At 60.3% G+C, this 22,011-nt stretch carries 17 protein-coding genes; 14 read left to right on the forward strand and 3 right to left on the reverse strand.

Translation table 11 applies throughout. The features are described from left to right. Positions 1-9: 9 nt before the first annotated feature. The 5 genes from B2A78_RS19275 to B2A78_RS19300 all read left to right on the forward strand — a co-directional run bounded on the left by B2A78_RS19275 (position 10) and on the right by B2A78_RS19300 (position 6,401). Entirely contained in the window at positions 10-1,239 is a 1,230-nt protein-coding gene (locus B2A78_RS19275) for a hypothetical protein (protein ID WP_077731656.1), read from the forward strand. 350 nt (positions 1,240-1,589) lie between these two features. Beyond that, the gene (locus tag B2A78_RS19280; RefSeq protein ID WP_077731657.1) at positions 1,590-2,084 is read left to right on the forward strand and encodes a YchJ family protein; all 495 of its coding nucleotides are present in this window, start codon (positions 1,590-1,592) and stop codon (positions 2,082-2,084) included. A gap of 435 nt (positions 2,085-2,519) precedes the next feature. Further along, positions 2,520-3,461: a DUF6748 domain-containing protein gene (locus B2A78_RS26405; RefSeq protein ID WP_077731659.1), complete on the forward strand. Its 942-nt coding sequence runs from the start codon at positions 2,520-2,522 to the stop codon at positions 3,459-3,461. A 212-nt stretch (positions 3,462-3,673) separates the two neighbouring features. Then, positions 3,674-4,879 carry a zinc-dependent alcohol dehydrogenase gene (locus B2A78_RS19290; protein WP_077731660.1) on the forward strand — a complete coding sequence of 402 codons (1,206 nt, stop codon included), beginning with the start codon at positions 3,674-3,676 and terminating at the stop codon, positions 4,877-4,879. A 502-nt stretch (positions 4,880-5,381) separates the two neighbouring features. After that, positions 5,382-6,401 carry a trypsin-like serine protease gene (locus tag B2A78_RS19300; protein ID WP_166642696.1) on the forward strand — a complete coding sequence of 340 codons (1,020 nt, stop codon included), beginning with the start codon at positions 5,382-5,384 and terminating at the stop codon, positions 6,399-6,401. A gap of 347 nt (positions 6,402-6,748) precedes the next feature. Here B2A78_RS19300 and B2A78_RS19305 read toward each other — a convergent pair whose 3' ends face one another. From B2A78_RS19305 to B2A78_RS19315, 3 genes are all read right to left on the reverse strand, one after another. Continuing rightward, a complete protein-coding gene (locus B2A78_RS19305; protein ID WP_077731663.1) occupies positions 6,749-7,702 on the reverse strand; it encodes a response regulator transcription factor in 954 nt (317 codons plus the stop codon). 1 nt (position 7,703) lies between these two features. Next, positions 7,704-11,078: a response regulator gene (locus B2A78_RS19310; RefSeq protein WP_077731666.1), complete on the reverse strand. Its 3,375-nt coding sequence runs from the start codon at positions 11,076-11,078 to the stop codon at positions 7,704-7,706. 224 nt (positions 11,079-11,302) lie between these two features. After that, a complete protein-coding gene (locus B2A78_RS19315) occupies positions 11,303-12,151 on the reverse strand; it encodes a hypothetical protein (protein ID WP_077731667.1) in 849 nt (282 codons plus the stop codon). A gap of 538 nt (positions 12,152-12,689) precedes the next feature. On the opposite strand from B2A78_RS19315, the gene B2A78_RS19320 reads away from it, so the two are divergent. The 9 genes from B2A78_RS19320 to ureA all read left to right on the forward strand — a co-directional run bounded on the left by B2A78_RS19320 (position 12,690) and on the right by ureA (position 22,004). Next, a complete protein-coding gene (locus B2A78_RS19320) occupies positions 12,690-13,922 on the forward strand; it encodes a hypothetical protein (RefSeq protein ID WP_143735228.1) in 1,233 nt (410 codons plus the stop codon). A 43-nt stretch (positions 13,923-13,965) separates the two neighbouring features. Continuing rightward, the gene (urtA, locus tag B2A78_RS19325; protein WP_077731668.1) at positions 13,966-15,261 is read left to right on the forward strand and encodes an urea ABC transporter substrate-binding protein; all 1,296 of its coding nucleotides are present in this window, start codon (positions 13,966-13,968) and stop codon (positions 15,259-15,261) included. Between the two features lie 330 nt (positions 15,262-15,591). Beyond that, on the forward strand, positions 15,592-17,235 hold the full coding sequence (gene urtB / locus B2A78_RS19330; protein ID WP_205780834.1) for an urea ABC transporter permease subunit UrtB: 1,644 nt from the start codon (positions 15,592-15,594) through the stop codon (positions 17,233-17,235). A gap of 3 nt (positions 17,236-17,238) precedes the next feature. Then, entirely contained in the window at positions 17,239-18,324 is a 1,086-nt protein-coding gene (urtC, locus tag B2A78_RS19335) for an urea ABC transporter permease subunit UrtC (protein WP_077731669.1), read from the forward strand. Continuing rightward, positions 18,321-19,145, forward strand: a complete 825-nt coding sequence (gene urtD / locus B2A78_RS19340; RefSeq protein WP_077731670.1) for an urea ABC transporter ATP-binding protein UrtD — start codon at positions 18,321-18,323, stop codon at positions 19,143-19,145. Before urtC ends, urtD begins: the two co-directional genes overlap by 4 nt. After that, a complete protein-coding gene (locus B2A78_RS19345; protein ID WP_077731672.1) occupies positions 19,145-19,924 on the forward strand; it encodes an ABC transporter ATP-binding protein in 780 nt (259 codons plus the stop codon). The genes urtD and B2A78_RS19345 overlap by 1 nt, the downstream gene beginning before the upstream one ends. Before the next feature lie 135 nt (positions 19,925-20,059). Continuing rightward, complete coding sequence (locus tag B2A78_RS19350; protein ID WP_077731673.1) at positions 20,060-20,644, forward strand: HupE/UreJ family protein; 585 nt, start codon at positions 20,060-20,062, stop codon at positions 20,642-20,644. A gap of 9 nt (positions 20,645-20,653) precedes the next feature. After that, on the forward strand, positions 20,654-21,478 hold the full coding sequence (locus B2A78_RS19355; RefSeq protein ID WP_205780835.1) for an urease accessory protein UreD: 825 nt from the start codon (positions 20,654-20,656) through the stop codon (positions 21,476-21,478). Positions 21,479-21,701: 223 nt separating this feature from the next. Then, positions 21,702-22,004 (forward strand): urease subunit gamma, encoded by a 303-nt coding sequence (gene ureA, locus B2A78_RS19360; RefSeq protein ID WP_077731674.1) that lies wholly within the window; start codon positions 21,702-21,704, stop codon positions 22,002-22,004. The last annotated feature ends 7 nt before the right edge of the window (positions 22,005-22,011 follow it).

The following is a 22,011-nucleotide window of genomic DNA, read 5'->3' on the forward strand; positions in this document are numbered from 1 at the left end:
GCGACCGTGATGTCTTCGCTCGATTTTCCCCGTCATGGAGACAAGGCGAACTCGCCGTTTTTCGAGGAGTTCCTGGTCAAACTGCTGGAGCAGCGCGATAGGATCGGGCTTACCGAGCTGATCCATCAGGTGGATGCCATGATGATCGCGGTCGAGCCTGGGCACTCGGTTCCCTATGTGGGCGAGCTGTGCCTGATGACGCCTTATCATTATCTCGCGACGATCGAATCGGAACGCCATTACACCCATGTGCTCCGCATCGACCTGAACGCTCCCGACGTTCTGATCCGCGAAGTCAAGGACCCCGAGACGCGAGGCATTTTCCGAAGCCTCAACGAGCTATACCCGATCGGCGCGCACAAGCCGAATTCGCGCTACATGGGCGAAGTGTTTCGGGTGACCGATGTGAACGAAGTGGTGGCATTGCAGAAGTCTAGGGATGTCCGCTTCTTCAATCGGGATCAGATCCAGAAGCTGGAAATGCCCGACGACATGGCCATCGTCAAGCCGTCGCCCTATACCCACAACATCGTCGGCTATTGGGAGCGGTCGGAAGCGGACACCCGTGTTTATGCCCCGAGTCGGAGCACCATTCGCGACGACGTTCAAAGGGCCTACCTGGAGGCGAAGGAAGCTCAGGTCAAACTGGGGCTGGAAGCGCTGCTCCTGCCCATCGACCATCTTGCCACCCGCATCTATAGCCAGAACCGGGAAGCCGCCATCCTCGAATGGCTGACCTTGACCAGTTATTACTACTGGGGCTCTTACGACATCGTTTCCCAGAATTCCTCGACCAACGTCACCAAGAGCGTGCATTACTCGAACGAGCTGGAATGTCCCGCCAAGGTGTTCACGGCCGCGAATCATCCCTATTTCGTCAACCACCTGCTCAAGCTGCCGTCGCCCACCGAAGCCTTCGTCCGCAACTACGGGCCGAGGCTCCATCATCTTGCGGTTGCGGTCCGGGACGGCGAAACCGAAGGGAAGGCCAACATCGATTACGTGGTGGGCACGCTGCGGGACTGCGGCAAGGAATTCCTGCTCGACGTCATCGGCTCCAGGGAGGAAGGGCTCAAGCAAATCTTCTCCAGCGCCTCGGAATATTCCTCCCTGATCGTGGAATACGTGCAACGCTTCGGCGACTTCCAGGGGTTCTTCACCAAGGACAACGTGGCCGAGCTGACTCATGCCGCCGGGGTGGAAGAAAACTTGCGCGCTTTGGAGACCGAGGTCGTTTAATCGCGGCGTAAGAATGCGGCCGGTTTCGCGCTTGCCCTGGCGCGCAGATCGGCGGTCGGTCAGTGCTGATGTGCGCCTAACCCACCCTACGAAAATGAATGCCTGATTGAAAGCGATTTGGATTCAGCCGCTTTAGAATCGCCTTTCCATCATTCAAGTTACAGGTCGACAATCCTCTGCCGACGAAGCTGTCCGGGCTCGTGTTATCGCGTTCGTGAGGGAACAGGCCGTAATGACGTCCCCGTGTTAGAATCGGCCCTCGACAATTCGAGCCGAAACGAACTTCGGCGCACCGCTCGTCGACCTTCAGCCGATCAACCCGCACTCTGCAGAATCCTGTGAATACTCCTATGACTTGCCCCTGCGGCTCCGAAAAGCCTTTCGATCAATGTTGCGGCCCTTATCTGGCGGGACAATCCGCTGCGCCCACCGCTGAAGCCTTGATGCGCTCGCGGTTTACCGCTTTCCAACTGCGCGATGCCGATTATCTCAGGGAGAGCTGGGACCCCGGCAAGCGGCCGGCATCTTTGGACTTCGAAGGCGACACCCGCACCTGGTCCCGTCTAGAGATCGTCGGAACCATAGGTGGCGGCGAAAACGACGATAGAGGCGTCGTGGAATTCAAAGCCCAGTTCGAGTTGGGAGACGACACCTATCTGATCCATGAAGTCAGCCGGTTTCACCGGGTGGCGGGACGATGGGTCTATCTGGACGGCACCATCAATTATCACGGCAAAATCGCCCACAAGGGCGAAATCCTTCGCAATGCGCCGTGCCCCTGCGGCAGCGGTAAAAAATACAAGAAATGCTGCGGCGGTTCGGCCAAACGTTCGGGCGGGGCATAGCGCCCGTCGTGCGCTAGCGACGCAGCACGGCCATTCCGATAGCGTTTCCGCCCCTAATCGCGGCGAAAATGTAGGCTATGGCAATTCCATCATCTCCCTGCGGCATCTCACGCCCTTTATCCACGCGCGTTTCGGCAAGTGCTGCAACAACTGGCGTTGCGCATGGCATATGAATTGCAATTTATATTTCGGCGGCCGGTGAGTGATCGGCAGGATGCCACCAATCAACATCCACTCATCGGACCGCACCATTCAGCGTCTCCGATTCTCTCCCCTCCCTCTCTGGACCGGGTGTCGCCGAGAATGGCGACACCTTTTCTTTTGTCCCGGTTTATCGTGCCTTCGTGCGGCTTTCTTCCGGATTCGTGATATTTCCTCGATGCCTTGATACGATCGGTATCGCGGACATCGAATCGAACGGAAGGAGGATCAGGAATGATCAAAGAGCTGGCTCTATGGCTGACGATCATAGGTCTCTGGGAAAGCAGTCCGATCTATGGAGACGAAGGCCGCTACTTCAAGGTTGCTCGCCAAGATCCAAGACAGTGCGTTGCACCAACGTGCGACAAGGTTTTCGTTAAGGAAGTCAACAAACCGCGAACGCGCTGCGCCGACGGGATTTGGCGCCGGGAATGCTATGTCGGCGCGATAGACTTTTCCGAGACGGGAGGCGTGCCGCAACAAAACGAGGACTTCAAGAAGGAGTTCGTTTTGGGGCGCGGGCTGGTGCGCGGAATTCTCGAGAGGCGTGCGACCGATTCCAACAGAGAAGACAGCGTTCTGGTCGTGCACGAAACATGGCGGGCCCAGGCACGGGCATCTCCCGCGGGCGCTCTGTACCGGGTGAGGGATGTCGATGGCCCTTGTCCGACCGAGCCCTGCGAGCACATCGAGGAAGAGCGGCTGAATACGCTGACCAAGGCTCTGATTGCCGAGGTCGACCTGCTCGCATCCGCCGCCGATCCGGAGAAGGTCAATGCCGGATATCAGGCTCTCAAGCAGGGGAGCATACTGGTGGCCGGCACTCATCAGGCCGTGACCGGCCCGGCCGGTACGAGCAAGTCCCTTATCGCGAGCGAATTCTACCTGATGGAATCCCCGGCGCCGGTAACCGGCCAAGCCTGCGGCGGAACGACAGGGGCACGGTGTCCGCCCGGCCAATACTGCGAGATCGGAACTCCCAATGCATGCGGTTCGACCAGCATATCGGGAACCTGCGAGGTTCCGCCCGAAATCTGCACGACCGAGCACAATCCCGTCTGCGGATGCGACGGCGAAACCTACAGCAACGATTGCGCACGCCGCCGCGCCCAGGTTCAGCTCGATCACGCCGGCCCCTGCGCGAAACCGGCCGGGGCGCCGACTTCCAAGCGTTAGGGAGGTTTCGATTCATTTGCCGCCCGATCTGTGCGAATGTCTCGGCGGCGCAAGTCGGCGGGAACTGCGGCGAAGCACGAGCATCAAACCAAAAATCAACGGGCGGGTATTTCGCGGGGAAAACAGGCTTTTAGGCCAGGGGAAGAGTCCCGATCGGGCGCTGGGATTTGGCGCGGCGCCCCGAAACCACCAGGTGAAGACCGGAGGCAAAAATGAAGGGAGTCGTTTTTCACGGAATCGGCGATATTCGTCTGGAAGATATCCCCGAGCCGCATATCGAAGATCCTACAGACGCTATTTTGCGAATCACCGCCAGCGCGATTTGCGGAACCGATCTGCACATGGTGCGCGGCACCTTGGGCGGGCTCAAACCCGGCACCGTACTGGGACACGAGGCCGTCGGCGTCGTCGAATCTCTGGGATCGAACGTTCGGAATCTCAGGGAAGGCGATCGGGTGGTGGTGCCGTCGACCGTTGCCTGCGGCTATTGCTCCTATTGCCGAGCGGGCTACTACGCCCAGTGCGACAACGCCAATCCCAACGGTCTTCTGGGCGGCACGACCTTTTTCGGCGGTCCGGCGATCGCCGGCGGCCTGAACGGATTGCAGGCGGAAAAAGCGCGCATCCCGTTCGCCAATGTCGGGCTGGTCAAGCTGCCGGACGACATCACCGACGATGAGGCCATACTCATCTCGGACATTCTGCCGACGGCGTACTTCGGCGCGGAACTGGCGGAGATCAAGCCCGGCGATACCGTAGCCGTCTTCGGGTGCGGACCGGTCGGGCAATTCTCAATCACTTGCGCCAAGCTTCAGGGCGCCGGCCGGGTCCTGGCCGTGGACAACGAACCCTCTCGTCTCGAGATGGCACGCAATCAGGGTGCGGAGGTCATCAATTTCGATCTCGAAGATCCGGTGCAGACGATCCGCGATCTGACCGGCGGGATTGGCGTGGACCGCGCCATCGATGCGGTGGGCGTGGATGCCGAGCGTCCCCATCATGGGCCGGCCGCGCAAAAGGCCGATGAGCAAAAGGCCCAGTTCGACCAGGAACTGAACGAAATCGCGCCGGAAGCCCAGCAGGCCGGGATTCGCTGGCATCATGGCGACAGCCCGTCCCTGGTTTTGACCTGGGCCGTTCAGGCTCTGGCCAAGGCCGGAACATTGTCGATCATCGGCGTTTATCCGCCATCCGACCGTTTCTTCCCGATCGGCATGGCGATGAACAAGAATCTCACCCTGAAGATGGGGAACTGCAATCATCGCCAGTACATCCCCATGCTGATCGACCTGGTTCGGAGCGGAGTCATCGATCCGACCGAGATCCTGACCCAAACCGAGCCTTTGACTTCAGTCATCGAAGCCTATCAGGCATTCGACGAGCATCGACCCGGCTGGCTGAAGGTCGAACTGGTTTGAGGTTCACGGGCGGGTTTTATATCCCATACGGCATTACACCTTCCGTAACTCAAGGCATCCGAATTGATTCCCTCTGCCGGTCCACTCTCATACTCGTGATAGAGAGATTGATGTTTTAAGGAAGCTCTGAACAAGTGGAATCCGTTCATGCCCCTTCGACAGGCTCAGGGCAGGCTCAGGAGAGCGTTCGACAAGCCTGTCCTGAGCCGAGTCGAAGGGCCTGTCCTGAGCGAAGCCGAAGGGCTCACCGCGAACGGAACCAATACGTTACCGTTCGTCCTGCGCCTGTCGAAGGACTTAATCAGAGCTTCCTTAACTCAACCGCATTTTCGAAAGCTTGTTTTCCCATTGAAACTTCCCCCGCTGTGCAGTATCGCTACCATTGAAATGTGACGGCCTGATCGGGCCCGGGAAGAGGATTGGATGCGAACGGATGATCCGGGCAGAATCAGTGCTGAATTGCGCTGTCAGAGAAATAGGGAGAGATCACAGGACTGTCTGCATGAACATCGTTGTGCTGGCGTTTGCGGTTATTGTGGCCGTTCTGTCGGCCGGGCGCGTCTTTGCGCTCATCCACGGCGAACCGTTGCCGATCGGCCGGGAATCGACCCTGCCGCTGACGATCGAACTACATCACTGGGATGAGTACCGGCGGGTCTGGAAAAGTGGGAACGGTGCTTGCAGTTCCGCGGTACTCGGCACGCGCCCGCTGACTTTGATCACGGCTGCGCATTGTCTGCGCGACGTACGTCTGGAGGGACCGCTTAAATTGCCGGCGGTCCGCTTGCAGGCCGCTCCTTCCGCAACGGTATCGAATGCCAGGCTGCGCGCGGCGGTGTATCCGAATTTCGGCGTCGTGCAGGAGAACATCGCCGAGGATATCGCCATTCTGATTTTCGACGCGGATGTCGGGGACGCGCTGCGGCCATTGCCGATCACGACCGGGAATACTCCCGATAAGGCCCTGATCTGTGGCTTCGGTTATGGTTACCGGGAAACGGAAATCGATGGTCCCCGCTGTGCCGAGAAGCGCGTCTTCGATTTGACGAGCAGTTTCTATGAGTTCGTGCCGAAGCGATACGAGGATCTGGATCCCATACTTCACCTGCAGTTCCGGGCGCAGTTCGAATCCAAGGAATCATCGGTGTCTTCTCTTTCCACCCTGCTGGCGGTCAACCGATTGGATGCTCAAGGGGCTTATTCGGTCGACGAGCCCATGCCTACGCGCGGCGATTCCGGCGGTCCGTGGATCGCTTCCGATCCGCAGGGGAATGCTTCGCTCTTGGCCATCACCAGTTTCGTGGAAACCTTCTACCGCAAGAACAAGCAATGGCCTTTCTTTCAGGGGAGCCGCGCGCCGCTTTCCGACCTCGCCTACGTGGCGTACGGCGTGCGCCTGGACACCCGTGAGGCGAGGGCGCGGATCGAAGAGGCGCGCCGCCTGGATGCGGATATCCGCGAAATACCGGTGGCGGGGTCGGCGCATGGCTTCGCCGGGAGCGGAACCACGGAAACCCGATAGAACGGTGTGGTTTGGCTGTTTTCGTTACCTCGGTTTGTTACGCAGGACGTACGCAGATACAAAATAGACCGGGCACATGGTTTACATCCATTAAGGTATTGGCGAGGAGGAAACGCCGATGCCGTGGAAAGAGACCTGTGCCATGGACCAACGAGTTCAATTTATCGGCGACAGCCTTCGTAGGTCGGCAATCCTTTGCCGATGCAGACGCACGGTCGGAGCACGGCGTCGCGAAAGGATTCGCGACCTACGGCGGTACGGTCGTAGGTCGGCAATCCTTTGCCGACGAAACCGCCCGGCCGGGAGATGGCGTCGGCAAGGGATTCCCGACCTACCGGGTGCCTCGGTCAAGCCGCTTCGGCTCCCGTCCTCATGCGCTGCATGACGACGGCGACCGCGGCGGCGCGGGTGCCGACGCCGAGCTTTTCGAAAATGTGCTCCAGATGTTTGTTGACCGTCCGGGGACTGCTGCCGAGGATAGTCCCGACCTCGCGGTTGGTTTTGCCGCGGGCGATCCACATGAGGATTTCCGCTTCGCGGAAGGTAAGTCCGAGTTCGTCCCGCAAGGACTCCAAGTTCCAGTCGCCGGAAAATTCCTGCAATAGCAGCAGGTATTCGCGTCCGCTTTCGCATGGGGCGAGCTTCGCGGTGAATTTCTTGCCGTCGCGATGAAGCGTGAACAGCTCGTGTTCCGTGGTTCCGCCCGGAGCGATACGGGCTAAAGCCCAATCCAGAAGTGTCTTGGGCAAAAAGCAGGCTGAGGTCTCGAAATCGAACACCTTGATTCCCGAGAACGCCGCCAGCCAGCGGACGGCCGAGGATGTCAGCCAGATGATCCGCCCGGCGGCATCGATGCTGATCGTCGCGAATCCGCTGCGCTCCAGGGCTTCTTCCGCGCGGAACACCATCCGCGACTGGGCCAGATGTGCTTCGACCCGGGCCAGAACCTCCTCATGGCGGATCGGCTTGACCAGATAATCCACGGCGCCTTCGCGAAAACCCCGGAGCAAATCGTTCAGCTCGCCGAGTCCGGTCATGAAAATGATGGGAATGGAGCGGGTCGCGGGATTCGCCTTTAGGTGGCGGCAGGTTTCGAAACCGTCCATGCCCGGCATGACCGCGTCCATCAATATGACGTCGGGTTCGGCGTAGCGAAGCTGCTCCAGGGCGGAAGCGCCGTCGGTCGCAACCAGTACGCGATAGCCAGCTTCGTCCAGGGCGTCGGAAAGCAGGGCGAGATTGGCCGGTACGTCGTCCACGATCATTACCGTGCCTTGGCGGTATTGACGTTTTAAGCTCATCTTAGACCTCGCTGAGTGTTTTCTTGATGTCGCCGAGACGGAACTCCCGCGAAAGCGCCTGGAGATGCTCGGCGAACGGGATGTAGCCGGCATCGCTTCCGGCCAGCGTGTCCAGGCGGTCCGCAAGGCCCCGAAGATCGCCGATGCGGGCGAATGCGGCCAGTTCTTCGAGGCAGTCGGGCGGCGGCCTTAACATCGGCTGCGCGGTGTCGGGGGCGGTTTCGATTTGCTCCGTATCCTCTCCCCGATAGAGCCAGTCGAGACTCAAATGCAGTTTGAGTTTGCGCAGGAGTTCTTCGATCTGAATCGGCTTGGCCAGGAAATCGTCGCAGCCGGCGGCGCTGGCCGAACGGCGGTCGCTTTGGTAGGCGTTGGCGCTGACGACGATGATGGGGGTCTTGAATCCGGTCTGGCGCAGGCTGGCCGCCGCTTCGATGCCGGTCGTTCCGGGCATGATGATGTCCAGCAGAATCAGGTCCGGATTCCATTCCCTGGCCTTCGCCAGGCATTCTTCGCCGGAACCCGCTTCCTCGAGAACGAACCCCAAGGGGGTTAGCGCCGAGGTCAGAATGCCGCGATGCTCGGGTTGGTCGTCGACCACCAGGATCTTGCGGCGCGGACCGCGGTAACCCACGATGTCGCCTTCATCCCGAACCTCTTCCGCGCCGCGCAGGCTGGGAAGGAACAAGCGGACGGCAAACGTGGAACCCTTCTGAGGCTCGCTCTCTACCGTCAGTTCGCCGCCCATGATTTGCGTGAGCATCTTGCTGATGGTGAGCCCCAGACCGCTGCCGGGAATGGCGTTGCCGCGGGTTCTGGGCAGACGCCGGAAGGGCAGGAAGATGGTTTCGATCTGGTCCTGCGATATGCCTTCGCCGGTGTCCGTCACCTGGAACCGAGCGATTTCTCCGCTGTAGCCCACACGGAAAACGATTCCGCCCTCCTGGGTGAACTTCACGGCGTTGCTCAGCAGATTGATGAGAATCTGGCCCACCCGCTTTTCGTCGCCGCGGATCCGGCGCGGCAGCACATCGACGATCTGGCAACGGAAGGTCAGTCCTTTCGCTTCCGCCTGCGGCCGGAACATGCGCACCAATTGCTCGATGAAGGCGGGAAAATCGATAGCCCCGTGCCGCAGCTCGATCTTGCGCGCCTCGATGCGGGCGATGTCGAGAATGTCTTCGATCAGGGAAGAAAGGTGTTCCCCGCTGCGCTGAATGATCTCCACCGCCTCCCGGCGATGTGCCGGGATGTTCGGATCTTTGCGCAGGATCTGGGCGTACCCGAGTATGCTGTTCAGCGGCGTTCGAATCTCGTGGCTCATGTCGCTCACGAAGCGGCTCTTGGCTTGGTTGGCCCGATCCGCGGCCTCGCGTGTTTCCTGGAGCATGCTGTCGGTTTTCTTATGCTCCTCGATTTCCTTGAGCAGCAGAGCGGTTTGTTTCCCGGATTCCTCCTGCGCCACCTGACGGCTTTCGTTGCTGAGCACGATCCACCACGCGGCGAGGCCCAGGAAAACCAGCAGCGCCGAATAGACCTTGAGGAAATTGGCGAACAGTGCTTGAGATAAAGCCTCGTCCCCGGAAGCGGCTGCCAGGATATCCTGGTAATAGATCACGCCTACGAATACGCCGGTGAGCGCGGCGAGCAGCAGGTAAACGAGAGCGAACTGAATCAGGCGCAGCCTGAATTGCGGCGACAGGCACGAGGGCAGCCAGCGGCGGCTGGCCCGTTCGAGCTGGTCCTTGAGCCGCGCGTTCGGTTTGCAGGTGTCCAGGCAACGGGCATCCAGGGTGCAGCAGAGCGAGCAGATCGTTCCCTGATAGGCAGGGCAGTACGCCTTATCTTCCAGTTCGAAATCGTTTTCGCAAATGCAGCATTTCGCATGGGGCGTGGTCGGCCCCCAGTCGTTGCGGTCTCTCGCCAGATAGTGGCGGCCTCGGGTCAGGCAAGCGATGGCCGGTGTCAGCAGAAAGGCGGTCGCCAAAGCGATGAAGGCCGAAAACGCTTGCGGCAGCGCCCCGAACAGGCCCGCGTAGGCGGCGGTCGAAACCGCCGAGGCGCCGAGCGTGGACACCACGCCGACCGGGTTGATGTCCGGCAGGTACGCTCGCTTGAATTCGACGAAGGGCGGACTCAGGCCCAGCGGCTTGTTGATCACCAGATCGGCCACCAGGGCGCCGATCCAGGCGATGGCGACGTTCGAAAACAGGCCGAGGACCCGCTCGAGCGCGCCGAATACGCCGAGCTCCATGAGGAGCAGGGCGATCAGCACATTAAAGACCAGCCAGACCACCCGTCCGGGGTGGCTGTGGGTCAGCCGCGAGAAAAAGTTCGACCAGGCGAGCGAGCCCGCATAAGCGTTGGTGACATTGATCTTGAGCTGCGACACGACCACGAACAGTACCGTCGCCGCCAGCGCCAGCCTGCCGTCGTCGACCAGGTAGCCGTAGGCCACCCGATACATCTGGGTGGGTTCGTGCGCGCGCTCGCCGGCGATGCCGTGCTTGAGCGCCAGATACGCCAGGAAAGCGCCGCCCAGTTGCCGGGCCATGCCCAAAAAGATCCATCCGGGACCGGCGATAATGGTGGCCGCCCACCACCGGTATCGGTTGCGATGATTCTTTTCCGGCAGAAACCGTAGAAAGTCCACTTGCTCGCCGATTTGGGCCACCATGGAAAAGGCCATGGTCGCGGCCGTTCCGAACAGTATCCAGTCGAACTGCGCGCCGCGATTCTCGCTTCCGGGGAACAGGGCGAGTTCGGCCAGAGCCTCTGGTTCGCGCCAGATGACGGCCGCGTAGGGTGCGACAAGCAGCACGATCCACAACGGTTGGGTCCAGAGCTGAAGCCGGCTGATGGTGGTGACGCCGAAGGTGACGAGCGGAATGACCGAGAGGGCGCTGACGACATGCGCTGCGGCGATGGGAATGTCGAAGTACAGTTCCAGCGCCAGCGACATGATGGACGCTTCCAGCGCGAATAGGGTGAAGGTGAAGGAGGCGTAGATCAGCGAGGTCAGGGTCGAGCCGATATAGCCGAACCCGGCGCCGCGGGTCAGCAAGTCCATGTCGATGTTGTGTTTGGCGGCGTAGTAGCTGATCGGGAGCCCGGTGAGGAAAACGACGAGGCCCACCGCGATGATGGCCCAGCAGGCGTTGACGAATCCGTAGTTGATCGCGAGAAAACCGCCGATGGCTTCCAGAACCAGAAACGAAATCGAGCCGAAGGCGGTGTTCGCCACCCGGAACTCGGACCACTTCCGAAACGACCGCGGCGCGAACCGAAGCGCATAGTCTTCCAGGGTCTCGTTCGCGACCCAGGCGTTATAGTCGCGCCGTATCTTTACGATGGCCTGACGGCTCAATCCTTCCAAAGCGATGGTTTGCCTCTTGTCTGATCTTGTTGTTTTTATGCCGAGTGCAATTCCAATTTGTCGCTCGAATTCAACAAGGTGAGCAAATCACGTGCCGTTGAGTTGACTACAGGGAGAAGGCAGAAGAAGAGGGTGTTGCTGAACGGTCGCCGCCCCGATTTGGGGCGAAGACCGCAAGATTGCACGCTAAAAGGGCGGGTGGCGGCAGGAAGCCGGCGTCAGGCCTATTTCCGCTCGAAGCCGAAGTCGAGGATCACCGGGTTGCCGCGATTGTGAATGATGATCCGCTTGCGACCTTCCTCCGTATCGGTGTTGGTTTCAGTTGTTACCGGCGGCTCTTCGGGCGGGTTCGATTGGCCGTCTTCGGAGTTCCGCGCGTCCGGATTCGTGGGCCTATCCGTTTCCACGGGGAGAACGGGAAGCGCGCCGGTCGAGGCGCCGCTTTCGGACTTCGCCGGTTTTTCCGTGACTTCGATGCGTATCTCGGGCATCCAGGTGCTGGTGCTGGTCGACGAGGCTGCTTTTTTTCTCGGCACCTTCAGCTTGTCGAGAAGATTGAAGCAGACCGTTCCGATGTGATTCTCGTAAGTTTCCAGCAATGCCGGATCGCTCTTGATGCGGTTCGGATTCTTGATTTTCTCGTCGGCGATGAAATCCATGAAGAGGCTTACGGTTTCGGACGAACGCGCGGTGGATTTGAGCGTACAGGTTACCGGCAACACGTCCGCCTTTTGAAAATCGAGCGCGCGCGGGTCGGAATTGCCGATGCTGAACGAGAACCCGGTGGGCGTGCTCTTGTTCTCGATCCTGCCAACCCGTGCTTCCATCTCGTGAGTGGCGCCGGTTTCGCCGCTCTCGTCTAGATCCGGCTCCACCGGATATCCCCAGGAACTCAGATTCTTGCTGATCCGTTCGGCCATGGCTGCGGTTTGCTCCTCGTCCAGATTATCCGGTGCCACGCGGAACAGAATCTCGCCCACCGATTCGGGCCGGAGCGGAGTGCCTTGGGGTTTCAGGCCGATGGAGCAGCCGGCGAGCAGGCTAAAAGAAACGATCAGAAACGGAATACGCATATTTTTTCATAAGGTTAAGAGTGCTTACGGCGTCGGTGGCCAAGCCGGTTCGAGTTCTCTGAGCGGCCCGGTACCTAACGTCGGCAAAGGGTTGCCGACCTACGACCGTAGCCCCTGTAGGTCGGGAATCCCTCCCAATCGCAAACGGCGTCTTCGGGAGCGCCGAAGACGCCCTTTCCGATCTTGGCGTTCCGGGTTGTTCGCCACTGCTTACACACCCTCCAAGTCGCCTGTAACCGGCCGCGAGTGCGCTGCCGAGACTCTAAGCCGATACCCCCCGCTCCGGGATACGTCATTTGACTGATTGTGACATATACCCCCCGGAAATCTAATTACCCCCGTGCCGACAACGAGTTAGCCGCAACGGCCGACTCCGTGAACAGCTCTTCGGATTCAACCGATAAGGATATTTGCCGCGCCCGATGAAAGGCCTTCGCCGACGGGGCGCGGACATCCGGGCGGCTCGCGACTACACCGGAAACGACCGGTGGCGCGGACCGCCCGCGGACCGACTTCAACGATCAGGGGGTTTCAAGTCATGAAGAATCGAACAACATGCGCGACGCAAGCGGATCGCCGCGGCTTGCGGATTGCGCTTTTGCCCGCCGCCTTGGCGGCGCTGACGACGGCGTACGCACCCGTGTCGCTTGGGGGAGCGACGTTCAAAATCGACGATACCAAGTGGGTGAGCATAGGCGCCGGCCTTAGAACGAGCTTTACCGCTACCGAGGAAGCCGCCAATGCGGGCAAATGGTCGAACGATTTCAATCTGGACAATATCCGTTTGTACCTGAACGGCCAGATTCACAAGTATTTCAAGATCGAGTTCAACACCGATTGCCAGACCTGCGGCGATGGCGGCGAGATGCGCATTCTCGATGCCATCGGCAAATTCGAATTCGATCCCATGTTCAATATCTGGATGGGCCGCATGCTGGTGCCCGCCGAGCGCCGCGAAATGAACGGACCGTTCTTCAGCGCCGTGTACAACATCTTCGGCGCCGGCACACCCTTCGAACCGGCGGACTTCAACACGACGATCCGATCCGACGGCACGTCCGCCGGCTCCTTCGGCCGCGACGACGGTGCCACCATCTGGGGTTCGTTCTTCGACGGCCGCCTGCAATACGCGGCGGGCTTTTTCCGTGGGCTCCGCAACGGCGCCAACGTCGACGACAACATCCTCTACGCCCAGCGCTTCGCCTATAACTTCCTCGACGTGGAAAAGAATCCCGGTTACTACACCAGCGGGACGTACTACGGCCAGGGCGGCGACATCCTGACCTTGGGCGTTTCCAACCAGTATCAGGAAGACGGCGCCGGGACGCGGAGCGATCCGGGCAATTTCCGCGGCACCGCGGTCGACATTCTGTTCGAGAAGCCGTTGGGCGATATGGGCGTGGTGACCGTCAACGGCGAATACAAGAACTACGGCATCAAGGGCTACGGCATGGCGTCCAGGCTCGCGGGCGGCGGCTTTGCCATGTTCGAGGGCGACGCCTACGACGTAAGCGCCATGTACCTGCTTCCGCAAAAGGTGTGGGTCGGTCAATTCCAGCCTTACGTCCGCTATGTCAACGTCGATCCGATCAAAAGCGCCAGCCGCGACGTTTACGAAGCCGGCATCAATTACATCATCGACGGCCACAACGCCAAGATCATGCTGATGTACGAGTACGGCGATCTGCTCACCAAGGGGCTGGATTACACCTCGACCGCCGCGGGCGACGACGTCAGCTCGATCAAGCTGGGCTTCCAGTTGCAGATCTGATCACTCCTAGACACTCCATCAATTACTCGCGAGGTAACTATTCATGCCTGATTATGCAAGATCCTTACGACAGTTCTGTTTGGCTCTGTCGGCGGCCATGCTCCTTTTTGGTGCGGAGGCGCGCGCCGAAGACACGATCAAGGTGGGCATTCTCCATTCGCTCTCCGGCACCATGGCGATCAGCGAAACCACGCTGAAGGACACCATGCTGATGCTGATCGACGAGCAGAACAAGAAAGGCGGTTTGCTCGGCAAAAAACTGGAACCGGTGGTCGTCGATCCCGCTTCGAACTGGCCGCTGTTCGCCGAAAAAACGCGAGAGCTTCTGACCAAGGACAAGGTCGCCGCCATCTTCGGCTGCTGGACCTCGGTGTCCCGCAAATCGGTGCTGCCGGTGGTGGAGGAATTGAACGGCCTTCTCTTCTATCCGGTTCAGTACGAGGGTGAGGAATCGTCGAAGAACGTGTTCTATACCGGCGCCGCGCCCAACCAGCAGGCGATTCCCGCCGTCGATTACCTGATGAAGGAGCTGAAGGTCAAACGCTGGGTACTGGCCGGCACGGATTATGTATATCCGAGAACGACCAACAAGATTCTGGAGGCATATCTGAAATCGAAAGGCGTGAAGGACAAGGACATCATGATCAATTACACGCCGTTCGGCCATTCGGATTGGCAGAGCATCGTCGCGGACATCAAGAAGTTCGGTTCGGCGGGCAAGAAAACGGCGGTAGTGTCCACCATCAACGGCGACGCCAACGTGCCTTTCTATAAGGAGCTGGGCAATCAGGGCATTTCGGCCGAGTCGATTCCGGTCGTGGCGTTCTCGGTCGGCGAAGAGGAGCTGTCCGGCATCGACACCAAGCCTCTGGTCGGCCATCTCGCTGCCTGGAACTATTTCATGAGCGTCGATACGCCCGAGAATGCCGTGTTCATCACCAAATGGCACCAGTTCATCAAGAACCGGAGCCGGGTAACCAACGACCCGATGGAAGCGCATTACATTGGCTTCAACATGTGGGTCAAGGCGGTGGAAAAGGCGGGCACGACGGATACCGACGCGGTGGGCAAGGCGATCATCGGCATCGAGGCGCCGAACCTGACCGGCGGGACGTCGAAGATGCTTCCGAACCACCACATCACCAAGCCGGTGCTGATCGGCGAGATTCAGGACGACGGCCAGTTCCAGACCGTATGGCAGACCAAGAGTTTGGTCGAGGGCGACGCCTGGTCGGATTACCTGCCGGAAAGCAAGCCGATCGTCGCCCAGTGGACGGCGCCGATCAATTGCGGCAACTACAACACCAAGACCAAGAAGTGTTCGGGTCAGAAGTATTGATCGATGGGGTTTCTTCTGGGGATAGGCCGACGCAAAACCTCTCCCTCTCCTGCCGGCTACGACAGCGGCGAACGGAATACGGGATAGGCGGGGGCGAGGTTTTGACTCGGGGTTCCGCCGTAGGGTGGGTTAGGCGCGCCTTGCACTGAGTCCGCAATGTTCGCTGGTGGTGTCGCGCGCCGTAACCCACCGGGCAAGGCTACGGAATCGGTGGGTTACGGCGCGTTCATAGCCCAGTGACCGCCAGAAAACGTTTTCTGGTACGCGCCTAACCCACCCTGCGACGGAAACATTCGCGACCAGACTTTGTTCAAGAATTCGGGAGACGAGATGAGACCTTTGATTTTCGGCATGAGCAGATGGTGTATCGCCATGCTGATTATGATGATGCCGGGCTTGTGCAATGCGGTGGCGGAGCCGGGGGGACCGTTCGTCGACGCATTGGCCCGGCTCAAGGAGGCTCCTCTGACTGAATTGGGCGAAGCCGTCGATCGGCTCGCCGAAACCAAGGACCCGAGGGTCGCGCCCGTGTTGCGGGCTCTGCTCGACGGTCGGCTTTATTACCGCAAGGACGACGGCAGCGTCGTTTTCGGCGACCCGGCCGAGGACGGCCTGGCTATCGTGAACGTCCTCGACGGAGAAACTTTGGGCATAGTCGGCAAGTTCGATCTCAAGAAGGTCGGCGTCAACAATGCGCTGCGCACGAGTTTGCGCGAAACCCTCGGGCGGCTCGAATTGACGGCGGACGACCCTGTTCAGCGGCTCAAGGCGGTCGAGGCCATGAGCAAATCGCTGGACGAAGAAAACCTCGAACTGCTGCGGGCCCGACTGAATACCGAAACCGATGCCAAGGTGTCGGAAGCGATCGAAACGGCTTTGGCTCTGGCCGATCTCTCCAGCGACGACAAGGCCGTGCGCATCGCCGCCATCAATGCCTTGCACGGCAGCCTCAATCCGGATGCGCTCAACCGTCTGAATCAATTGCTGGAGAAAGACGACGCGGGACAATATCTTGAGCCCGACCCGGACGTTCGACACTCGGCGCAGGTCGCCGTCAAATCCATCGAATCCAAGCTGGCGGTATATCGCGCGGCCGAGACAGTGTTTTTCGGTTTGAGCCTGGGCGCGGTGCTGGTACTTGCCTCCATCGGTCTCGCGATCACCTTCGGCGTCATGGGCGTCATCAACATGGCCCATGGCGAATTGATGATGCTGGGCGCTTACACCACTTACGTGGTCCAGCAACTGATGCCGGGGCATCTGGACATTTCCTTGTTCGTGGCCATCCCGGCGGCATTTCTGCTGTCCGCGCTGGTCGGCATCGCCATCGAGCGCGGCATCATCCGGTTTCTCTACGGACGTCCTCTCGAAACCCTGCTGGCGACGTTCGGGGTGAGCCTGTTTCTTCAGCAGCTGGTCCGCACGATCTTTTCGCCTCTGAATCGCAGCGTCGCGACGCCGGCCTGGATGAGCGGTTCGCTGGAGATCAACGGCGCGCTGTCGCTGACCTTGAACCGGTTCTACATCCTGATGTTTTGCCTTCTGGTGTTCGCAGCCTTGCTGCAAGTCCTGAAACGTAGCCGGATCGGACTGGAAGTGCGGGCGGTCGCGCAAAACCGCGCCATGGCCAAAGCCATGGGCATTCCGACCGAGCGGGTCGATGCGCTGACCTTCGGGCTGGGCTCGGGCATCGCCGGCGTCGCCGGCGTGGCGCTCAGCCAGCTCACCAACGTGGGACCGAATCTCGGGCAGTCGTACATCGTGGATTCGTTCATGGTGGTGGTGTTCGGCGGGGTGGGCAACTTGTGGGGCACCCTGATTGGCGGATTTTCGCTGGGGATCGCCAACAAGCTGCTGGAACCGTACGCCGGCGCGGTGCTGGCGAAAATCCTGATGCTCGTGTTCATCATCCTATTCATCCAGAAACGCCCGCGCGGTTTGTTTCCGCAGAAGGGCCGAGCAGCGGAGGCTTGATCCATGGCGTTCAGTTTATTGCGGAAATCGGCGGTCGACGTTCCGTTTCTGGCGGTGCTGGCGGTCATAACCGTGCTCGTTCCGCTAGCGAATCTGGCCTTGCCGGAATCGTCGCCCTTGCACCTTTCGACTTACACCGTGACCTTGGTGGGCAAATACTTGACCTACGCACTGCTGGCGCTGGCCGTGGACCTGGTTTGGGGCTATTGCGGCATCCTGAGCCTGGGCCACGGCGCTTTTTTTGCCTTGGGCGGCTATGCCATGGGCATGTATCTGATGCGGCAGATCGGCGAACGCGGCGTGTACGGCAATCCGGTTCTGCCGGATTTCATGGTCTTTCTCAACTGGCAGGAATTGCCCTGGTATTGGTACGGCTTCGATCATTTCTGGTTCTCTCTCCTCGTGGTGGCTTTGGCGCCGGGCCTGCTGGCCTATGTGTTCGGATGGCTTGCGTTTCGCTCGCGGGTGACCGGCGTTTATCTTTCCATCATCACTCAAGCGCTGACCTACGCCCTGATGCTGGCATTCTTCCGCAATGAGATGGGATTCGGCGGCAATAACGGCCTGACCGATTTCAAGGACATCCTGGGTTTCAATCTCCAGTCCGATAGCACACGCGCGGCGCTGTTCGCCGCCTCGGCGATTGCGTTGATGGGGGCGTACGCGGCCAGCCGCCTGGTGGTCGAATCCAAGCTGGGGCGGGTGGTCGCGGCGATCCGCGACGCCGAAAACCGCGTGCGCTTCCTGGGTTATCGGGTCGAACAGTTCAAGCTCTGGGTCTTCGTCTTTTCCGCGGTCCTCGCTGGCATCGCCGGGGCCTTGTACGTGCCCCAGGTCGGCATCATCAATCCCAGCGAATTTTCGCCGCTGAACTCGCTCGAGATCGTCGTCTGGGTCGCGGTCGGCGGTCGCGGAACGCTTTACGGCGCGGTGGTCGGCGCGGTTCTGGTGAATTACGCCAAGACCGTGTTCACCGGCGTGCTGCCGGAAATGTGGCTGTTCGCCCTGGGGGCGATATTCGTACTGGTCACCTTGCTGCTCCCCGAAGGCCTGACCGGGTTTTGGCGTCGAAAGGAGCAAGCCGCATGATCGCCGCAAACGCCGCAAAGGCTGCAATTCCAGGCACTCCGGTGCATGAGGAACCCGTCGCCGAACGCCGGATCGAGCCGGCGCACAAACCGATACTCTATCTGGAAGAAGTCACGGTCAGCTTCGACGGATTCCGGGCGCTTAACGCGCTTACCCTGTACATCGACGAGGGCGAGTTGCGCTGCATCATAGGGCCGAACGGCGCCGGCAAGACCACGATGATGGACGTCATCACCGGAAAGACCCGGCCGGACAAGGGTACGATCTATTTCGGCCAAACCCTGGATCTTTTGGAACTGGACGAGCCGGCCATCGCCGAAGCCGGCATCTGCCGGAAATTCCAGAAGCCCAGTGTGTTCGAGAAGCAAACCGTGTTCGAAAACCTGGAGCTGGCCATGCGCACCGACAAGCGGGTGCGGCCGACCCTGTTCGCGCGATTGACCGGGGAGCAGCGGGATGCGATCCACGAAGTGCTGGAGACCGTCGGCTTGACTGCCCACCGCGACCGGCGGGCCGGCGAGCTGTCCCACGGCCAGAAGCAATGGCTGGAAATCGGCATGCTGCTGATGCAGGAGCCCAAGCTGCTCTTGGTCGACGAACCGGTGGCGGGCATGACTCACCAGGAGACCGAACGGACCGCCGAGTTGCTGCTGTCTCTGGAAGGCAAGCACTCGGTCGTGGTGGTGGAGCACGACATGGAGTTCGTGCGTTCGATTGCCCGCAAGGTCACCGTGCTGCACGAAGGCTCCGTATTGACCGAGGGCCGCATGGACGAGGTGCAGAACGATCCGCGAGTCATCGAAGTCTATTTGGGGGCCTGATGCTCAGCGTAGCCGCACTGAACCAATACTACGGCGAAAGCCACACCCTCTGGGATCTGAGCCTCGATATTCCGGCCGGGTCCAGCGTGGCCCTGATGGGGCGGAACGGCGTCGGCAAGACCACGCTGCTGAAATGCATCATGGGGCTGCTGCCCTCGCGCTCGGGCGAGATTCGCTATGAGGATCGTTCGTTGACCGCGCTCCGAGCGGAACGGCGAGCGGAACTCGGAATCGGATATGTCCCGCAGGGTCGGGAAATCTTTCCCATGCTGACGGTGGAGGAAAATCTCAGGACCGGACTTAGGGCGCGCGGCGACAAGTCCAAACGCATCCCTGAGGAAATCTTCGAGATCTTCCCGGTGCTCAAGACCATGCTGCGTCGCCGGGGCGGCGATCTTTCCGGCGGCCAGCAGCAGCAACTCGCCATAGGGCGGGCGCTGGTGCTGAGACCCAAGCTGCTGATCCTCGACGAACCCACCGAGGGCATACAGCCCAACATCGTCAGCGAAATCGGCGACGTGATCATCCGCCTGAACCGGGCGCGGGGGAAGGAGGTCCATTTCGAGAAACGCGAGCCGTCGATGGCGGACGAGATCCGTGATGCCATCGTGCGCGTCAACCGGGAAATGGGGGTAACGGTTCTCCTCGTGGAACAGAAACAGCATTTCGTAAAGCGCGTGGCCGACCGGTTCCTGGTCATGGACAAGGGACGCATCGTCGCCGGCGGAGCCATGGCGGAATTGACGGAAGATTTGGTGCGGCGATATCTGACCGTGTAGCTTAGAGTCCATCTCAGTAGCCCGTTCGCCCTGAGCCCTTCGGCAGGCTCAGGACCGGCCGGTCGAAGGGTTTTTGGGACCTACTGGGAAGGGCCTTGGTTGATCCATTACCGATTTCGATTTTTGGGAGAATTTATGAGTAAGCGGTTTTTCCACAGCCTGACGGTTATCGTGAGCTTGGGCACACTGCCCGAAGGCGTGTTCGCCCACACCGGCGCGGGTTCGATACACGGGTTTACCGCCGGATTCGTGCATCCCTTCCTAGGACCGGACCATCTGCTGACCATGCTTGCAGTCGGCTTCTGGGCTGCCGTGTTGGGCGGTCGCGCCTTATGGTTCGTCCCGCTCTCCTTCGTGACCGTGATGGCGGTTGGGGCGGGCGTTCAGCATTTCGGTTTAGTTTTGCCGTCCGCCGAGATGGCGGTGGCGCTTTCGGTCGCCGTGATGGGGCTGGTTCTCGTCGTCAACTGGCGCGCGGGCTACGGTCTCGCGGGCGCTTTGGCGGCGGGGTTCGCGCTTTTCCACGGCTATGTCCATGCCGAGGAGATCGGGCGGGACATGGGCGCGTTTCACTACGCCGGGGGATTTTTGATCGCGACCGCAGTCTTGCACGGATTGGGTATGCTGCTCGGTGCGGCCGTCGGCAGGCTCGATTTGCTGCGTAAGGCGCTCGGAGCGTTTTGCGCGGGGGTGGGGGTCTACCTTCTAGCGGGAAGCTAGGCGGCTCGCTTGTTGGCCCAAGAATTGGGAGGCCCCGGTTGGGCGGCGGAACTCAAGCTCGGCTTCGAATCCAGAGGCGGGAAAACCGTGCTGGCCGAACGGCGGCACCGCGGCCCGCTTGCGGTGCAAAGGCCGTTTTATCCGGAAGGAGAGGTTTGCCACGTGTATCTTCTGCATCCGCCGGGCGGCGTCGTCGGGGGCGATCGTCTGGACATTCGGGCAACGGCCGGAAAGGAGAGCAGGGCTCTGATCACCACGCCCGCTGCGGGAAAGTTCTATCGGAGCGAGGGTCTGCCGGCAAGGCAGACGGTGCGTTTGGCGGTGAACGACGTCGCTGCGCTCGAATGGCTTCCGCAGGAGTCGATTTTCTATCGCGGGGCTAGCGTCGTTTCGGAGGTGGACGTGGACTTGGCGGAAACGGCGCGGTTTATCGGCTGGGAAAGCTTTTGCTTCGGTAGGCCGGCCTGCGGCGAAACGTTCGATCGGGGAAGGGCTGCATTTTGCTGGTCGGTGCGGGTGAGCGGACGGCCGCTGCTGATCGAACGGTTCGAGGTGGATGAGGAGGTTTTGAACGCGAACTGGGGCTTGCAGGGGCAGCCGATAGCCGCAAGCTTGTTCGCCTATCCCGCGCTTCCGAAAAATCTGGAGTCGGTGCGGGCAATCGCGGGCGATCGAGCCGGCTTCGGAGCCACGCTGATCGACGGTTTGCTGGTGTGCCGGGCACTGGATAGTCAGATCGAACCGCTGCGCCGGCTGTTGGTCGAGTTGTGGCGGGCCGTTCGTCCGGACGTCATCGGCCGGAAGGCATGCTTGCCGAGGATTTGGGCGACTTGATGACCTTTAAATGTAGGGTGGGTTAGGCACGCTTTCCGATTACCTTTCCGGTTGAGACGCGAGTTTGATGCGTGCCGTAACCCACCGGCGACGTTCGGGGCAAGCTCAAAGGCTAATCTGGTGGGTTGCGACGCGCACGAAGGTAGTGTAAAGGGAAGGGTCAAAGGAGGCGCGTCTAACCCACCCTACCCATGAATTTTCGTTTTTGAATGTAGTACCGGCCATGCAATTAACCCCACGCGAAAAAGACAAACTGCTCCTCTTCACCGCCGCGCTGCTCGCCGAGCGGCGCAAGGCCAAGGGATTGAAGCTCAATTACCCGGAAGCGGTGGCCTATCTCAGCGCCGCCATCATGGAAGGCGCGAGGGAAGGGCGCAGCGTCGCGGAACTGATGGAATACGGACGCACTCTGCTGAGCCGGGACGATGTGATGGACGGCGTGGCGGAGATGATTCCGGAGGTGCAGGTGGAGGCGACGTTTCCGGACGGCACCAAGCTGGTGACGGTTCACGAACCGATTTTGTAGGGGGGAG

Source organism: Methylocaldum sp. 14B (genome assembly GCF_002005105.1).
GTDB lineage: Bacteria > Pseudomonadota > Gammaproteobacteria > Methylococcales > Methylococcaceae > Methylocaldum.

Bases quoted from the DNA above. Each gene is read 5' to 3' on its own strand.
- B2A78_RS19275 (WP_077731656.1), top strand. From the start codon at position 10: ATGTCTTCGCTCGATTTTCCCCGTCATGGAGACAAGGCGAACTCGCCG.
- B2A78_RS19280 (WP_077731657.1), top strand. From the start codon at position 1,590: ATGACTTGCCCCTGCGGCTCCGAAAAGCCTTTCGATCAATGTTGCGGC.
- B2A78_RS26405 (WP_077731659.1), top strand. From the start codon at position 2,520: ATGATCAAAGAGCTGGCTCTATGGCTGACGATCATAGGTCTCTGGGAA.
- B2A78_RS19290 (WP_077731660.1), top strand. From the start codon at position 3,674: ATGAAGGGAGTCGTTTTTCACGGAATCGGCGATATTCGTCTGGAAGAT.
- B2A78_RS19300 (WP_166642696.1), top strand. From the start codon at position 5,382: ATGAACATCGTTGTGCTGGCGTTTGCGGTTATTGTGGCCGTTCTGTCG.
- B2A78_RS19305 (WP_077731663.1), bottom strand. From the start codon at position 7,702: ATGAGCTTAAAACGTCAATACCGCCAAGGCACGGTAATGATCGTGGAC.
- B2A78_RS19315 (WP_077731667.1), bottom strand. From the start codon at position 12,151: ATGCGTATTCCGTTTCTGATCGTTTCTTTTAGCCTGCTCGCCGGCTGC.
- B2A78_RS19320 (WP_143735228.1), top strand. From the start codon at position 12,690: ATGAAGAATCGAACAACATGCGCGACGCAAGCGGATCGCCGCGGCTTG.
- urtA (WP_077731668.1), top strand. From the start codon at position 13,966: ATGCCTGATTATGCAAGATCCTTACGACAGTTCTGTTTGGCTCTGTCG.
- urtB (WP_205780834.1), top strand. From the start codon at position 15,592: ATGAGACCTTTGATTTTCGGCATGAGCAGATGGTGTATCGCCATGCTG.
- urtC (WP_077731669.1), top strand. From the start codon at position 17,239: ATGGCGTTCAGTTTATTGCGGAAATCGGCGGTCGACGTTCCGTTTCTG.
- urtD (WP_077731670.1), top strand. From the start codon at position 18,321: ATGATCGCCGCAAACGCCGCAAAGGCTGCAATTCCAGGCACTCCGGTG.
- B2A78_RS19345 (WP_077731672.1), top strand. From the start codon at position 19,145: ATGCTCAGCGTAGCCGCACTGAACCAATACTACGGCGAAAGCCACACC.
- B2A78_RS19350 (WP_077731673.1), top strand. From the start codon at position 20,060: ATGAGTAAGCGGTTTTTCCACAGCCTGACGGTTATCGTGAGCTTGGGC.
- ureA (WP_077731674.1), top strand. From the start codon at position 21,702: ATGCAATTAACCCCACGCGAAAAAGACAAACTGCTCCTCTTCACCGCC.